The sequence below is a fragment of the Pseudonocardia acidicola genome, assembly GCF_012911935.1.
In the GTDB taxonomy this organism is placed as follows: Bacteria; Actinomycetota; Actinomycetes; order Mycobacteriales; family Pseudonocardiaceae; genus Pseudonocardia; species Pseudonocardia acidicola.
This window is the reverse complement of record NZ_JAAXLA010000111.1, coordinates 1-15,770: the sequence shown is the minus strand read 5'-3', so window position 1 is coordinate 15,770 and position 15,770 is coordinate 1. Positions and strand designations below refer to the sequence as shown.

The following is a 15,770-nucleotide window of genomic DNA, read 5'->3' as shown; positions in this document are numbered from 1 at the left end:
CGGCCACCACCGCGGCGGCGACCAGCACGCCTTCCAGGGCGGCAGCCTCATCGGCGTCAACGCCCAGGTCAACCCGGCCACCAACGTCGGCGGCATCGCCAACTTCGCCCCGGTCCACCAGAACGCCAACGCCGACAGCTCGCAGAACACCGGCATCCAGCAGTTCGGCGGCAACGGCGGCCACCACCGCGGCGGCGACCAGCACGCCTTCCAGGGCGGCAGCCTCATCGGCGTCAACGCCCAGGTCAACCCGGCCACCAACGTCGGCGGCATCGCCAACTTCGCCCCGGTCCACCAGAACGCCGACGCGGGCGGCTCGCAGAACTCGGGTGTTCAGCAGTTCATCTGACACCCTGCCGGCGGGGGCCGGCCACCACTGCAGCGACCGCAGGCCCGGTCCGCCTCTCCGGCGGGCCGGGCCTGTTCCGTCTCCCGCGGTCGATGGCGGATCACTGGAACGCGAGCACGGACGCGGTGAACCCGTGCAGGTGGTTACGCCCGCCCACCGGCCCGATCTCGCCCGCGGCGAAGAAACCGGCCACGCCGTCGGTGCCCAGCCCGGCGCGCACGGCGCCCACGTCGTGGTCGGCGCTGGGGAACATGGCGCGGCCGCGGCCGTTGCAGGAGAACAACAGCGCACCGCGCGCCGGTCCGTCGGCCACCGCGCCGGCCAGCAGCTCGGTCAGGTCCTCGTCCGCCGCGGCCGCGTCGCGCACCTGGAACCGGACGCTCTGCCCGACCCCCACGACGTCGCCCACCGCGACCGCGCCGCTCTCGACGTCGATACCGAGCACCCCGCGGATGAGGAAGTCACCGCGGCCGTGCTCCTCGGCGTACTCGTTCATCGCGACGCCGAGTTGCAGACCGCGTCCGACCAACTCCTGCTCGGCGGGCGGCAGCGCGGTGACGATCTCGCCGAGCCGGGTGTAGGCCGGGGCACCGGCGAGTTCGACGAGCAGGTTGCGCTCGGCTCTGGTGACCACCATCGTCGGCCCGATCGGGCGGCAGCCCTGGCTGACGATCGCGCGGGCCGCGACGTCGCCGCCGAGCAGCGCTCCGACAGCGCCGCCGAGCAGCACCTCACCGTCGAGGAACAGCCGGTTGCCGCCCGGTCCGGACGCCACACTCGCCAGGCCGCCGACGAGCGGGAATCCGGGAAGCACCGCGTTGCACCGCTGCAGGAAGCCGCCGGTCGGGAAGGAGTAGGGGTCGACCAGCAGCACCGCGAGCCGGTCGTCGGCGCGTAGCTGCGGCAGACCCGTGACGTCCGCACCGGTCTCGCTGCGTTCGACCGTGAGCCGGAACGGCCGGATCTCGACGCCCGGCAGTATCGCGGCCCAGGCGGCCACCGCGGGCACGTCCTCGACGCCGCGCCCGTCACCGATGACACCACCGGCGGTGGCGCCGATCGTGGTGCGCGCGCCGCCGAGTTCCATCGCGCGCAGCCCGGCTTGCGCGGCGGCGTCCCCGTCGGCACCCCGGCCGCCACCGGCGACGAACACGCACAGGAGATCCGGGGTGGCACCGCCCAGCGGCGCCAGCGCCTGCGCGACGGCCACCTCGGCGGCACCGCGCAGGTCCGGGCCGACGGCGAGGCCGTCGCCGAAGCGTCGGCCGGGGGACGGCGGCAGGGACTCGCCGATTCCGGACCCGGCCTCGGGCCCGCGCTCACCAGACACGTCGATCACCTCCGACGCGGCACCGGTGGACCGCCCGCAGCGGCCGGACCACCGCACCGCCGGCCCATCCTCCCAGCCCGCTGCGAGCGAGGCCACCGTTCGGCCGCCCGGCCCTCCCCGGACACGTCGGGACCCGCGCCGCCGGTGCCGGTGCGGGTCCCCACGTCGCGTCGGAGCCGAGCTGCCAGAACGATCACCGACACAGATCCCGGACTTCCCGGGACATCTTCTTGCAACCTACTGGCAGAAAGCTACGGCATCGCGGCGCCCGGCGCCAGCCCACGAACGCCGACGCCCACGACCGGAAGGGATCGGTCGTGGGCGTCGGTGTCCGGCGAGCGGGGCGATCCGGGTCAGCCGCGCGCCTCCCGGGCGTCGCGGATGGCCCGCCAGACCGACTCGGGGGTGAGCGGCAGGCTGGTCAGCTCGACGCCGAAGTCGGCGAGCGCATCGCAGATCGCGTTCGCGACCGCGGCCCCGGGCGGGATCGTTCCGACCTCCCCCACCCCGCGCACGCCGAACGTGGTGACCGGCGAGGGCACCTCGGTGTGCAGGAGCTCGATCGGCGGCACGTCAGCGGCGGTCGGGGCGAAGTAGTCGAGCATCGACCCGCTGACCAGTTGCCCGGTGTCGGGGTCGTAGCGCAGGTCCTCGCTGAGCGCCGCCCCGAAGCCCTGCACCAGCCCACCGCGGACCTGCCCTTCGACGACCTTCGGGTTCACCGGCGTGCCGGCGTCGTGCACCAGCACGAACCGCTCGATGTCGAAGTCCCCGGTCTGCGGGTCCACGGCGACGACGGCCGCGGCGGTCCCGAAGGAGTACGCGGCGTCCGGCGGCTCGAAGTGCGCCGTCGTCTCCAGACCGGGCTCCTCGCCCGGTGGCAGGCCCTGGCCCGTGATCGCGATCGCGAAGACCTCGGACAACGCGAGCCGCAGCTGCGGGTCGCCGCGGTGCACCACCGCGTCGTCGACGACGTCGAGTTCGGCCGGATCGGTCTCCAACCGGAACGCCGCGATGCGCAGCGTCTTCTCCCGGAAGCGCTCGCTCGCCTCCTTGAGCGCCCCCGCCGCGGCGATCATCGTGCGGGACGCGAACGCGCCGGTGTTGAGCGGCGAGTCGCTGGTGTCGCCGGCGTGCACCCGGACCGCGCCGTAGCCGACGCCGAGCATCGCCGCGACCACCTGCGCGAACGCCGTCTCGCTGCTCTGCCCGATCGAGGACACCCCGGTGTACATGTCGACGCCGCCGGACCGGTTGGCCCGCAGCGTGACCGACTCGTGTGCCCCGAACTGCGACCCACGACGGGCGAGGAACCGCGCACTGGCGTACCCGGTCCGCTCGACGAACGACGACAGCCCGACCCCGACCAGCCGGCCGTCCGGGCGCGGCCCGCGGCCGGCCCGGCGCAGGCCCGCATAATCGACGGCCTCGGCGGCCATGTGCAGGCAGCGTGCGTAGTCCCCGCTGTCGTAGACCGCACCGCTGACCGCCTTCCAGGGCAGCTCCTCGGGCCGGATCATGTTGCGCTCGCGCAACTCCAGCGGGTCCATGCCCAGCTTGCGGGCCAGCCGGTCGACCAGCCGCTCGATCGGGAAGTTGACCTCCGGCTGGCCGTAGCCGCGGTAGGCCCCGATCGGTGTCTTGTTGGTGACCGTGACCCGGCGCTCGACACGGCCGTCGGTGACCCGGTACGGACCGGTGAACACCACACTGGACAGCTGCGCGGAGCCGAACCCGGAGTTCCACGCACCCAGGTCGGTGGCGTAGGTGTCGGTCATCACCGTGATGCGACCGTCGGACGTCGCGCCGATCGTGAAATCGTGCACCGCCTCCCGGGCGTGCGTGGTGGCCCGGAAGTGCTCCATCCGGTCCTCGACCCACTTCACCGGCTTGCGCAGCGCCATCGCGTGCAGCGTGGCGAGCACGTCCTCGGGGTAGATCCCGAGCTTGAGCCCGAACCCACCGCCGACGTCGGACGCGCTGACCCGGATCGACGACTCGTCGATGCGCAGCACCTCGGCGAGCTGCTTGCGCACCAGGTGCGGAACCTGGGTCGAGGAGTGCACGGTGAGCTCACGGGCACCCGGACGCCACTGCGCCACCACGGCGCGCGGTTCCATGGGCAGCCCGGTGACCCGGTTGATGTGGAACCGGTCCGACACCACGACGTCGGCCTCGGCCAGCCGGGCGTCCGGATCGCCCGACCCCTCCGGGTTGGCCACCAGCAGGTTCGACTCCAGCAGGCCCTCGTGGATCACCGGTGCGTCCGGCCCGAGCGCCTCGGTGGTGTCCGTGACGTGCGGCAGCGGCTCATAGGCGATCTCGATCAGATCGATCGCGTCCTCGGCGATGTGCCGGCTGGTCGCGACGACGCTGACCACGGGCTGCCCCTCGTGCGCCGCGATGTCCTGGGCGAGCGCGTAGTAGGGCAGCTTCGGCGCGCCGGGCACCGGGCGGAGCACGGTCAGCGGTTCGCTGCGGGCCCGCACGTCGGCGCCGACCAGGATCTGACGCACCCCGTCGACCTGCTCGGCCGCCGAGATGTCGATCGAGACGATCCGCGCCCGCGGGTACGGGCAGCGCGCGACAGCCATCTCCAGCAGGTGCGCGGGCTGCACGTCGTCGGTGAACCGACCGTCCCCGCGCAGCAGCCGCTCGTCCTCCTTGCGGGGCACGCTGACCCCGATCGGGAGCGCAGCCGTCTCGGTCCGCGCCGGGGCCGGTTCCAGTGCGGTCATGCCGTCCCGCCCGTCACCGCGCCGTCGAGGTGGCCCTCGATCGCGCGCACGATGCCCTCGTAGCCGGTGCACCGGCACAGCACCCCGGCGATCTCCTCGCGGATCTCCGCGCGCTCGAGCGGCTCACCGCGCTCGGCGAGCGCGGTCGCGGTCATCAGCATCCCGGGCGTGCAGAATCCGCACTGCAAACCGTGCTCGGCGGTGAACGCGCGCTGCAGCGGGTTCAGCTCGTCGCCGGTGGCCAGCGACTCGACGGTGCGCACCTCGCGGCCGTGCAGCTGCGCGGCGAGCATCAGGCACGACTTCACCGCCGCGCCGTCGACGATCACCGTGCACATCCCGCAGACGCCCTGCTCGCACCCGACGTGAGTGCCGGTCAGGCCGAGCCGGTGGCGCAGGAAGTCCGCGGCGTGCAGCCGGGCCGGCACGACCGCGTCGATCTCCTCGCCGTTGACGGTGGTCGTGAGCTCGACCTCGGGCTCACTCATCGCTGTCCTTTCGCGAACCGGCCGGTGGCCGGGCGCATCTCGTCGACCACGACGTCGCCGTCGAGGACGATCGGCTCGTCGTCGAGGAACAGGCTGTTGTTCCGCATCGGGATGTCGAAGTGGCAGGGCGTGTCGTTCGGGCCGCCGAGCTCGTTGTTCGGCCCGATCGAGAACATGACGTTGCCGTAGAACGAGCGCAGCTCCATGCCCATGCCGCCGGGGAACTGGGTGAGCCCGTGCCAGTGCGCGCGCTCGTCGAGGCCCCAGCCCACGTGGCTCATGCCGTAGCCGCGCGGGTCGTCGAAGCTCTCGATGTAGGACTTCACCAGCTCGGCGTCCAGCCCGCCGCGGATGTCGGTGATGAAGCCCTTCTCGATCGTCAGCGTGATCGGCGTCCGGGCGTAGGTGTTGAACGGCAGCAGCACGTCGCCGGGCGCGATGACGATCCGGCCGTCGACGCCGTCGTCGTGCCCGCCGGTGAACACGAACGCCGCCGGCCAGTGGTCCCAGCGGCCCGGCTCGTCGGTGTAGCCGTACTCGGTCATCGTCGGGTACTTGCCCAGCCGGTAGGTGACGTCGGTCCCGTGCGGGCTGGTGATGCGCATCGTCTGCGCCTTGGCCAGCAGCTCGGCGCCGACCTCGACCCGCTCGCGCAGCTCCTTGGTCGGGAACAGCCGGGCCAGCAGCGGCGCGGGCTCGACGGCGGTGAGCACCCGGGTGCCGGCCCGCTGCACCGCGAACTGCTCCTCGCTGAACAGCAGGAACACCAGGTCGACCAGCATGTCGGCCCGCTTGAGCGCCTCGACGGCCTCCGGGTTGGCGGCGAGTCCGCTCTGGCCCACGGCCCAGGCCCCCGACGAAGGTGCCGGCGCCGGCAGTCGCATGTGGTAGGTCTCGGCGCCGAGACTGCGGGCGGCGTGCAGGAAGGCGTCGGCGTAGTCCATCCGCTCGGCACCCTGGGACAGGACGACGACGCTCTCCCCCTCGTGCACCGCGCTGAGTTCCAGCTGCCGGCGGCACAACTCGTTGAGCACGCTCTGGTCCATGGTGGCTCCTCTCCGACTTGTCTCAGCTGTCTCAGCGGTGCAGGTAGGGCCGGACGGCGTCGAGGAACCCGGGGAGGTTGTCCCACGGGATCATGTGGCCGGCGTCCGGAACGGTCACGATGTCGATGCCGGGGTTGGCCCGGCGCAGGTCCTCGGCCGCGGCCTCGGGCACGACCGGGCTGACGCCGCCGCGGATGAGCACGGCGGGTGCGGTCACCTTGCGCCACAGCGGGAAGAAGTCCTCGGCCTCGAACCCGGTGTGGGTCTCGACGACGGCGGTCTCGTCGCACGTCGCGAGGACCTCGGCGCGCAGCGCCAGCTCGCGCTCGGGCCAGTGCGGGTAGAACCGCCGGACCTCGTCGGCCGTGGTGCCGCGCTGCGCCTCGTGCAGCTGGATGAGGAACTGCTCGCGCGTGGTCGGGTACGGGCCGCGGTCCGGCCCCGAGGTCGGCGGGTCGACCAGCAGCAGCGGGGCGTGGTCGGCCGGCCCGTGGGTCACGGCGTAGGCCGCCGCGATCCGGGCGCCCATCGAGTGCCCGAGGATCGCCGGGCGGCGCAGCCCGAGGGCGTCGACGAGCGCGGCGACGTCGCCGGCGTAGTCGGTGAGCCGGTAGTGACCGGCCGGGGCGCGGTCGCTGTGGCCGCGGCCGCGTACGTCCGGGACGTGCACCCGGTAACCCCAGTCGGCGAACAGCACCGCGAGGAAGTCGGCCGTGGCGGCAGGGCTGGTGATGCCGGGAATCACCAGCAGGTCCGGCGCGCCGGGCTCGCCGTACTGCAGCACGTGATGGCGCAGCCCGTTGCCCTCCACGGTGACGCCCTGCCCGGAGATCTCGACGGCCATCAGCGCGCCCCCGCCCCGACGGGGGTCCCGAGGGCCGCACCGGCGCCGGGGATCTCGGCCGGCAGCCCGAGGGCGAGCAGGATCTCCCGGGTCGTGGCCGTCGCGGCGGTGATCACCGGCAGGCCCGTGCCGTCCTGCACCTGCTGCACCGCCGGGAGCGAGGGCATCTGCACACACGCCGACAGCACGATGCCGTCGACGCCGTCGCCGAGGTCGAGCCGGCTCACATGGCCCGGCAGGTCGGCCGGGTCGAGCCGGCCGACCGCACAGTTGTCCGACACGGACAGGCTGACGCTGTCGACGACGGTGACACCGGCGTGCTCGATGTAGCCGACGACCAGCTTCGTCAGGTCGGGCAGGTACGGCGCCACGACCGCGACCTTGCGCAGGCCGAGCGCATCGAGGGTGCGCACCAGGGCGCCGGCGCTACTGACCATCGGGGCCCTCGCCGACGCCCCATCGGCCAGCGCGCCGCGCAGCCGGTCCTCGATCTCGACGTGCGCGCCCACGCCCTGGGCCATCACGGCCACCAGGCATGCGTAGGCCAGCACGTCGACCTCGGCGTCGCCGACCTCGGCGGCGCACCGCGCGCTGTCGTCGACCATCCTCGCCAGCGACTCGGCGTCGACGTTGTGCAGCCGCGCACGGCTGGAGTGGAACGTGAATCCGGTGCCGTGCTCAGCCTCGTGGCGGCGCAGCAGGTCCGGGATCTCGGTCTCCATCGTGGTGTTGGAGCTCGGGACGATCAGGCCGACACGTCGGCGCATGGCTCAAGTCCTTTCCTTCTTCGGCAGCCCGTTCAGGGCCGCCGCGAGCAGCCGGGCCGCGGGCTCGTGGGCCGCGGGCACCCGGATCCGGTCGGCGGAGTAGCGGAACTTGGACTCGGCCCGGTCGGCCGAGGCGGCACCGGAGACGATCCACACGCTCGGGTCGGCCAGTGTCTCCAGGAACGACAGCGAGTCGGCGGCCTGCAGGTCGTCTCCTCCGCGCAGGCCGCCGACCTCGTGCAGCGCAACCAGCCGGCAGACCTCGTGGCGCTGCTCGGGCGTGACGTCGGACCGCTCGCGCAGCCAGCCGTCGACGAACTCCGCCGAGCGGGTGCTGTGGGCGAACAGGTACCAGGGGTCGTCCCAGGCCTGGGTGTCCAGATCCAGGCGCGGACCGCCGGGGAACATCCGCTCGATGTCGTGCACCAGCGCGGCGAGGCGCAGCTCCATCGGCGCGTCGGGACGCAGGTACACCACCCAGTCCCGGGTGCGCAGCAGGTGCCACGCCTGGTCGTAGGGCGCGATCCACTCCTGCGCGGCCCGCTCCACATCGGTGGCCGGAGCGATCTCCGGCGCCGCCCACGGGGCCACCGCGGTTCGCGGGACCGTCATCGGCGCCGGCTCCGGATCAGCGCGGCGGCACTGAGCAGCACCGACACCGCACCGAGTACGGCGGCGATCCGCGACCACGGGTCGGGCCGCATCTCGGCGAGCTCGGCGCGGGCCGCCGCCGGCGCCGCCGTCAGAGCGGGTCGCCCGCCGCCCTGCAGCGCCTGCTGGAGGTTCTGCGCGAACGCGGCGGTCACCTTGCCGGCCTGTTTGGCCACGACCTTCTGCCCGACGCTGCCCAGCGCACCGGCCAGCGCGATGTCGGCGTCGACGACGATGCGGGTGCCGCCGGCCCCCTCGTGCAACCGGGCCTCGATGTCCGCGCGGACGTTGCCGACCGCGCCGCGGACGCTCCTGCCGGTGGTGGTGAACCGGATGACCTGCTTCGGAACCCGATCGGTGATGCGCACCCTCGCCTCGAAGGTCGCCGTCATCGGGCCGAGGCTCTGGGTGGCCCGCACGGTCACGTTGTCGGCGTCGACGACGGTCACGTCCTCGACGCCGGGCAGGCACTGCGCAACCCGGTCGTGCCGTTCGAAGAAGTCCCAGACGGCGCCGACCGACTCCGGGACCTCGAACTCCTCGCGCAGCTTCATGCCGTCTTCTCCTTGCTCGTGGATGCGCCCGCCGTGCGCAGCTCGGCCAGCACCCGCGCCACGTCGATCGGGACCAGGTGCCGGCGGTACTCCGCAGAGGCGCGCACGTCCGTCGGCGGGTCGATCACCTCCAGCGCCGACCGGCCCGCCTCCGCGATCGCGGCGTCGGACAGGTCGGTGCCGTCCAGCGCCGCGGCGGCGGCGGTGGCCAGCACCGGGGTGTCGGCCACCCCGCCCAGCCCGATCCGGACACCGGACCACCTCCCGTCCGGGCCCCGGTTCCCGGTGGCGGCCACGCTGATCACCGCGAAGTCGTTGTGCCGGCGGCAGCGCTCCGCGAACGCGATGTGCCCCACGGAGGCCGGGAACGCGATCTCGGTGACCATCTCGTCCGGGTCGAGAGCAGTCGCGTAGGACCCCTCGTACAGCTCGGCGACCGGGATCTCCCGGGTGCCGCGCGGCCCGACGGCCCGCACGACGGCACCCAGGACCAGGCACGCCAGCGGCATCTCGCCGGTCGGATCGCCCTGCACCAGGCTGCCGCCGAGGGTGCCGCGGTTGCGGACCTGCCGGTCACCGATGTGCCGGACCACCCGGGCCAGCAGCGGAAGCCGGTCGGCGATGAGCGGGTCGCGCTCGATCGTCGAGTACCGGACCAGCGCGCCGAGGACCGTCGTCCCACCCTCGACCCGGACCCCTGCGAGGTCGTCGATGCCGTTGATGTCGATCAACGCGCCGGGCCGCCACAGCCGCATGTTCAGCATCGGCAGCAGGCTCTGCCCGCCGGCGAGGATCCGCGCGCTGCCCTGGTAGTCGTCGAGCAGGGTCACGGCCTCGGCGACGCTGCCGGCGCGGTGGTAGACGAAGCTCGCCGCTTTCACGACGTGGGAGAGCCGACGGTGGTACCGGCGAACCGCGCGAGCACGTGGTCCAGCGCCGACTTGCGCGCCGCGATCGGCGCCGCGGGCGCCCGCCGGCTCCACACCGTCTCCGGCCGGACCTGCAGCACGTGGACCTCACCGTTCTCGGCCACCGCCCACTCGATGTCCTGGGGGGCGCCGCGGTGCCGCTCGATCTTCTTGGCCAACCCCGCGAGCCGGGTGAGGTGGGCGTCCTCCAGCGGGGACAGCTCCCGCCGCTCCGCCGGCACCGGGACGAGCCCGACCTGCCCGGTGGCCTCGTCGAAACGGTGCTGGCGGTCCTGCGGGGTGATCTCCCGCTTGAGGATCTCGAAGGTCACCTTGTCCACGACGTAGCGGCTGGGCGTGAGGTCACCGGAGACCACGCCCTCACCCAGGCCCCAGACCCCCTCGAGCACGATCTTGGAGCGGTCGCCCGTCACCGGGTCCAGGGTGAACATGACCCCGGCGGTGCGGGCGTCGACCATCTGCTGCACGCCGACGCAGATCCCCAGGTCCGACGGCGGCGGCGAGCCCGGGTCCGGGCGGTAGGTCAGCACCGCGGTGCCGAACATGCCGGCCCAGCAGCGGCGCACGTGGTGCAGCACGTCGTCGGCGCCGCTGATCCACAGGAACGTGTCGTACTGCCCGGCGAAGCTCGCACCCGCCAGGTCCTCGGCCTCACCGCTGGAGCGGACCGCGACCGGCAGCCCGGGGACGCCGGAGCGGCGCTCGAGCTCCGCGTAGGACTCCCGGATCGTCGCCTCGAGCTCGGCCGGCAGCGGCGCGGCCTGCAGCTTCGCGGTGAACGCCGCGCTCAGCGCGGACACCTCCTCCAGCTCGGCCTGCGCCGCGCGGGCCTGCAGTGCGCGGGCCTCCTCGGCCATCCCGGCGCCGTCGAGGAAAGCGCGGTAGGCGTCGGTGGTGATGCCGAAGCCGGGCGGCACCGCGAACCCGGCGGCGGTCATCTCGGCCAGGCTGCCGAACTTGCCGCCGAGCACCCGGTTGCCGGGGGCCGCGTCGTCGTCGAGCCAGAGCACGTGCGGGGCGGTCATGCGGTGATCTCCTCGGACTCCTCGGACAGGATGCGGACGACGCCGGAGTTGCCGTCGACCTCGATGAGCTGGCCCGTCTTGATCGTCACCGTCGCGAAGCCGGTGCCGACGACGGCCGGCAGCCCGTACTCGCGGGACACGATCGCGGTGTGCGCCATGATCCCGCCGACGTCGGAGACCGCGGCCCCGATCCGGGAGAACACCGGCGCCCAGCTCGGCGCGGTGATCCGGCAGACCAGGATGTCGCCCTGGGAGATCTCGTGCAGCTGCTCCGGGTCGGTGATCACCCGGGCCCGGCCGGTCACCGTGCCGGGCGAGGCGGCCACGCCGCGCAGCTCGTTCGCCGCGGCGTCGCCGGCGCCGAGCCACTCCTGCACGGTCTCCTGCGTGATGCCCCAGAGCATCACCGTCAGCGGCTCGGTGATGACCTCCGGCGGCACGCCCAGCGCGGGCGGCGGCGACCACTGCTTGAGCGCGTCGCGGACCCGGCGGCGGCGCTCGACCTCCGGCGGCCAGTAGGTCACGCCGCGGGCCTCGGTGCCGGTCGCCCAGCCGATGTTGAGGTCGTAGAGCGCGCTGTAGATCTCGTTGCGGTGCAGGTAGAAGATGTCCTCCCGGTCGGCCAGGAAGCCCGCCGCGACGAAGACGTCACCGAGCTCGCGCACCTTCGACCAGAACAGCGAGTGGTGGTGGTGCTCGACGAAGAAGTTGTGGTTCTCGACGAACGGGAAGACCTTGCGGGCCAGCTCGACGAGGCCGTCGAACGCGGCGCGGTCGTCGTCGGTCGGCAGCAGCGCCCGGTACTCGTCGGTCACCCGGACGCGCTCGGCGAGGATGGCCTCGAGCGGGCGGCGGATGTCCTCGCCGCGCTGCAGCGCCTCGACGTACCCGCGCAGCGCGGTGAACGGCAGCCGCAGGTCGTCGATCCACGCGCGGTCGGTGTGGGTGTAGCCGGCGCCGGTGGAGAACCAGAACCACGGGTCCTTGGCCGCCTCGAACGCCTCCAGCCACTGCCCGCCGCGCTCGTGCTCGCCCAGCGCGGCCAGCACCGCGTCCGGGTCGTCGGAGCCCAGCACGACATCGGTGAGCCCGAGGTCGACGGCCAGCTGCGCGAGCTTGCGCACCTCGTCGTCGGGGCGGAACAGCAGGATGTCGATGCCGGAGACCATGCTCGCGACGGTCTGGTCGGTGATCCCGGGGAACACCTGCTGGCAGAACTCGCGGAACGTCAGGTAGGCGCCGTACCCGAGGTTGAGCATCTCGAAGTGGTACGAGCCCATCTCGAACAGGTTGTGGATCAGCTCGCCGTACGTCGTGAGCAGGTCGTAGGAGGAGTAGACGCCGCGGTGGGAGTAGACGCTGCTCTCCGGCTCGATCTCCGGCAGCGGGGTGAACCGGATCGCCTTCAGCCGCTCGATGCAGTCGGTCGCCTTGGCGACCCACTGGTCGTAGATCTCGTCCCAGTTCTCGTAGTAGTGCCCGGCGCGCTCGCCGAACTCCACGGCGCGCCGCGCGATCTCCTCGGGGTCGGTCACCGCGTTCGGGCTGATGTAGAGGTAACCGTTGATGATGCGGTGGTCGATGCCGAGCGCGGTGGGGATCGGCCAGACCCGGGTGGACATCTGGCTGACCGCGACCCACCAGTTCTCGGTCATGATCGTGTCGAACGGGAACAGCGGCTCGGGGTTGTGCATCCCGTCGAAGAACCAGAACTTGCCCTCGTCCTGGCCGCGGCGCTCCTCGCTGAGCAACGCGTAGTAGGGGTAGAGGCTCTCCCATCCGTCGGCGCCGGCCGGCGTGGAGATCTCGAAGGGGCTGGCGAAGCCGGCCGGGGCCGGAACGTCGGGGTCGGTTGCGGTCATGCCGGCACCTCTGCGGGGTCAGTGGTCGGGTGGGCGGTCGCGTTCGGGAACGACCCGAGGTAGTCGACGACGCCGTCGAGCCCGACGACGTCGGCGTACTTCTCGTGCATGTCGAACAGGTTGGCTTCGTGCGGGCCCTGCGCCCGGTCGGCGACGCACTCGCGGGGGACGAGCACCGGGTAGCCGTACTGCACCGCGTCGACGACGCTGGCCCGCACGCAGCCGCTGGTGGTGGCGCCGGTGACGATCAGCGTGTCCACGCGCAGGCCCGCGAGGATCCCGGCGAGCGGCGTACCGAAGAACGCCGAGGCGCCGGTCTTGACCAGCACGGTGTCCGCTTCGGCCGGGCGGACCCGATCGTCGATCTCGGCGAGCCGGGTGCCCGGCCGCAGCGCCGCCAGGCCGGGGGCCTTGTGCAGCCACGGCAGAGCGGCCCGCTGGCCGCCGTCGTAGGCAATGGTCGTGTAGAGCACCGGGGCCCCCGCCGACCGTGCCGCGCCCAGCAGCCGCTGGGTCGCGAGCACCTGGTCGGTCATGTCGGACCCGGTCGGGTACTGCGGGTCGGTGAAGCCGTAGCTGAAGTCGACCACCAGCACCGCGGGCCGAACCCCCCGGCGCACCGGCCGGCCGAAGCCGGCGCGGTCGTAGATCTCGTCGGTCGCGGCATCCACCTGGCAGCTCCTCTGCGGCGAGAGCGGAGTGGTCTCACGGAAGTCTTGTGAGTGATGGCATACATGTATACCGTCCGACCGCGCGCTGTCTACAGCTTCACGAGATCGAAACAGGGCCGCGTAGCAGGACACCCTCCCGGGTCGGCCCACAGCGCGCAGCTCACACCCACACGTCGGGGGCGCTCCTTCAGGAGGACACGGATGTTGACGACGTTCCCGGACCAAGTCTCGAGCGATGCGGTACTGACCACGTTCATCTACCTGGTGGCGGCGGCGGCCGTCATCCTCGTCGTGCTCGGGCTCGGCCTCATCGACATGGGGTTGGTCCGCCGCCGTAACGTGCTGGACACCTGGATCCAGAAGATCACCGCCGCGATGGTGGGCGGCGCCAGCCTGATGCTGGGCGGCTACGCCCTGTGGCAGTGGCAGTTCAACCAGGCCCTCGGAGTGCCGCACCCGCTGCTCCAGGCGTTGCAGGACTGGTGGATCGGCGGGCACGTCACCGACACCGCGGCCGGACTCCTCGACCCGAAGGCCGTCCCCGAGGCCGACGTCCTGCAGATCTTCCTGATCTTCTTCGTCACCTTCGCCATGGCGACGATGGCGTTGATCCACACCGGCGTGGTGGAACGGATCCGGCCGTTGCCGCTCTACGTCATGTCCTTCGTCATCGGCGCCGTGCTGTCCCCGCTGACCGGGTACCTGTGCTGGGGATCGGTGTCCCCGCTGACGAACCGCGGCGTGCACGACTTCGACGGCATCTTCCCGCTCTACATCTTCGCCGGCACCTGGGTGCTCGTCCTGGCCTGTCGGATCGGACCGCGCCTCGGCGCCTTCAGTTCGCACTCCAGCGGCGCGCGACCGGTGCCCCACCACCTCGGCTTCGTCGGTGCCGGCGTCCTGCTGATCACCTTCGCCATCCCGTTCGTCGCGATCGGTTCCGGCAACCTCATCCCCGGCCAGGGCTTCTTCGGCATCTCGTTCACCGACAGCGGGCTCGGGCTCGTGGTCGAGAACGTCTTCGCGGCGCTGTTCGGCGGGGGCCTGATGGGCGCACTGATCGCCTACCGCCGACGGGACCCGAGCATGGCGCTGCTCGGCCCGCTCACCGGCCTCGTCATCTGCGGGACGCTGTTCGACATCGGCAACCCGGTGAAGTGCCTGCTCCTCGGGCTGGCCGGGCCGCTGGTCGGGCTCGGCACCAGCATGCTGCTGCGCCGTCTGAGGATCGACGAGCCGAAGGTCGTCCCGCTCGCGCTCGGGCCGGGTATCGTCGGCGCGCTGGCCACGGGCTTCATCGAGTGGGGCACCAGGACCGGCGGCTACCCCGGGCTGGACGGCGCGTACGCCCTCGGGCACGCCACGATCACCCCGTGGTGGCAGCTGGTCGGGGTGGTGGCCACGATGACCACCGCCGCGATCCCCTGCTTCCTGCTGTGCCTGATCTTCGAGAAGACCGGCACGCTGCGGGTGAGCGAGCAGACCGAGATCGTCGGCCTCGACATCGCCACCTGGGGGGTCAGCAACTTCGGCGACGACCTCGAACCGCCGGTGGTCGCCGTCGCACCGGGCAGCGGGCAGGTGACCCGCCCGGTCTCGGACGAACCGCAGGCGGGCGTTCTGTCCTGACCGGTTCCGGCCGGGTCCGGCTGCGGGGTCACCGCCGTCGGCCCGGCACCGCGAGGCCACCGCGGCGCCCCTCCGGGTTCGGTCCGCCCCGGACCGAACGCCCGCCCATAAGATGAACACCCCACAGCTGGACGCCCACTCCGGCCGGCTCAGATCGATGTTGGAGACTCCGGACGCAATGGACCTACTGGCGGACGACGGGCTACCCATGGCGCAGCGCAGCAGCGAGGGCGTGGCCCGGCTGATCCGCAAGGCGATCCTGGACGGCCGACTCCAGCCCGGCCAGCCGCTGCGGGAACGCGCCCTCGCCGAGGAGCTCGGGATCAGCCGGACGCCGATCCGGGAAGCCCTCTTCATCCTGCACGGTGAAGGCCTGATCGACCTGATCCCGAACCGGGGTGCGACCGTCCGGACGATCACCGCCACCGACGTCGCCGAGATCTACGCGCTGCGCGCGGTGCTGGAGTCGCACGCTGCCGCCACCGCCGCCGAGCACGTCACCGACGCCGATCTGGCCCGGCTCGAAGAGGCCTACGCCCGGCTGGAGCGGATCGGTGACCACGGCAGCGCGCACGAGCAGGCCGATGCCGACCTGCAACTGCACGCGGCCATCGCGCAGGCCACGGGCAACCAGCTGCTCCGCACCATGATCGGACAGGTGCACGCGTTCACCGTCACCTACCGCTCGCAGTACCCGTACTCCCCCGAGCAGGTCCGCCGGGCCAACGTGCAGCACCGGGCGATCATCGACGCGCTGCGCGACAACGACGCGAAACGCGCCGAGGAGCTGATGCGCGAGCACGTGTCGTGGTCGCGCGAGCTCGCGCTAGCGCACTTCAGCGAGGGCGACCCCGCAGGGCCCTCCGCCCGCCCACTCCCCGCAGGCT

15 protein-coding genes are annotated in these 15,770 nt (G+C 72.5%); 3 read left to right on the top strand and 12 right to left on the bottom strand.

Going from position 1 to position 15,770, the window contains the following annotated elements:
• Positions 1-349, top strand: a 349-nt coding sequence (locus HF526_RS32405; protein ID WP_211178132.1) for a hypothetical protein, incomplete at its 5' end; no start/stop codon positions are given.
• Positions 350-449: 100 nt separating this feature from the next.
• Here the strand turns inward: HF526_RS32405 and HF526_RS32400 are convergent.
• The 12 genes from HF526_RS32400 to HF526_RS32345 all read right to left on the bottom strand — a co-directional run bounded on the left by HF526_RS32400 (position 450) and on the right by HF526_RS32345 (position 13,254).
• Positions 450-1,679, bottom strand: a complete 1,230-nt coding sequence (locus HF526_RS32400; RefSeq protein WP_338051910.1) for an FIST signal transduction protein — start codon at positions 1,677-1,679, stop codon at positions 450-452.
• Positions 1,680-2,032: 353 nt separating this feature from the next.
• A complete protein-coding gene (locus HF526_RS32395; RefSeq protein WP_169385473.1) occupies positions 2,033-4,417 on the bottom strand; it encodes a xanthine dehydrogenase family protein molybdopterin-binding subunit in 2,385 nt (794 codons plus the stop codon).
• Positions 4,414-4,905, bottom strand: coding sequence for a (2Fe-2S)-binding protein (locus tag HF526_RS32390; RefSeq protein ID WP_169385472.1), 492 nt, complete (start codon positions 4,903-4,905; stop codon positions 4,414-4,416). Before HF526_RS32390 ends, HF526_RS32395 begins: the two co-directional genes overlap by 4 nt.
• Positions 4,902-5,951: a 2,5-dihydroxypyridine 5,6-dioxygenase NicX family protein gene (locus HF526_RS32385; RefSeq protein WP_169385471.1), complete on the bottom strand. Its 1,050-nt coding sequence runs from the start codon at positions 5,949-5,951 to the stop codon at positions 4,902-4,904. Before HF526_RS32385 ends, HF526_RS32390 begins: the two co-directional genes overlap by 4 nt.
• A 31-nt stretch (positions 5,952-5,982) precedes the next feature.
• Complete coding sequence (locus HF526_RS32380) at positions 5,983-6,795, bottom strand: alpha/beta fold hydrolase (RefSeq protein WP_169385470.1); 813 nt, start codon at positions 6,793-6,795, stop codon at positions 5,983-5,985.
• Positions 6,795-7,562, bottom strand: a complete 768-nt coding sequence (locus HF526_RS32375) for a maleate cis-trans isomerase family protein (protein WP_169385469.1) — start codon at positions 7,560-7,562, stop codon at positions 6,795-6,797. Before HF526_RS32375 ends, HF526_RS32380 begins: the two co-directional genes overlap by 1 nt.
• 3 nt (positions 7,563-7,565) lie before the next feature.
• Positions 7,566-8,174 (bottom strand): hypothetical protein, encoded by a 609-nt coding sequence (locus tag HF526_RS32370; RefSeq protein ID WP_169385468.1) that lies wholly within the window; start codon positions 8,172-8,174, stop codon positions 7,566-7,568.
• Positions 8,171-8,767, bottom strand: a complete 597-nt coding sequence (locus tag HF526_RS32365) for an SRPBCC family protein (protein WP_169385467.1) — start codon at positions 8,765-8,767, stop codon at positions 8,171-8,173. The genes HF526_RS32370 and HF526_RS32365 overlap by 4 nt, the downstream gene beginning before the upstream one ends.
• Positions 8,764-9,648 (bottom strand): FAD binding domain-containing protein, encoded by an 885-nt coding sequence (locus HF526_RS37210; RefSeq protein WP_169385466.1) that lies wholly within the window; start codon positions 9,646-9,648, stop codon positions 8,764-8,766. The genes HF526_RS32365 and HF526_RS37210 overlap by 4 nt, the downstream gene beginning before the upstream one ends.
• Positions 9,645-10,721 (bottom strand): PEP/pyruvate-binding domain-containing protein, encoded by a 1,077-nt coding sequence (locus tag HF526_RS32355; protein ID WP_169385465.1) that lies wholly within the window; start codon positions 10,719-10,721, stop codon positions 9,645-9,647. Before HF526_RS32355 ends, HF526_RS37210 begins: the two co-directional genes overlap by 4 nt.
• Positions 10,718-12,583, bottom strand: coding sequence for a PEP-utilizing enzyme (locus tag HF526_RS32350; RefSeq protein ID WP_169385464.1), 1,866 nt, complete (start codon positions 12,581-12,583; stop codon positions 10,718-10,720). Before HF526_RS32350 ends, HF526_RS32355 begins: the two co-directional genes overlap by 4 nt.
• A complete protein-coding gene (locus HF526_RS32345; protein ID WP_169385463.1) occupies positions 12,580-13,254 on the bottom strand; it encodes an isochorismatase family protein in 675 nt (224 codons plus the stop codon). Before HF526_RS32345 ends, HF526_RS32350 begins: the two co-directional genes overlap by 4 nt.
• Positions 13,255-13,455: 201 nt before the next feature.
• On the opposite strand from HF526_RS32345, the gene HF526_RS32340 reads away from it, so the two are divergent.
• Together HF526_RS32340 and HF526_RS32335 are read left to right on the top strand one after the other, a co-directional pair.
• On the top strand, positions 13,456-14,883 hold the full coding sequence (locus HF526_RS32340) for an ammonium transporter (protein ID WP_169385462.1): 1,428 nt from the start codon (positions 13,456-13,458) through the stop codon (positions 14,881-14,883).
• 157 nt (positions 14,884-15,040) lie between these two features.
• On the top strand, positions 15,041-15,770 hold a 730-nt coding region (locus HF526_RS32335), incomplete at its 3' end, for a GntR family transcriptional regulator (RefSeq protein ID WP_169385461.1).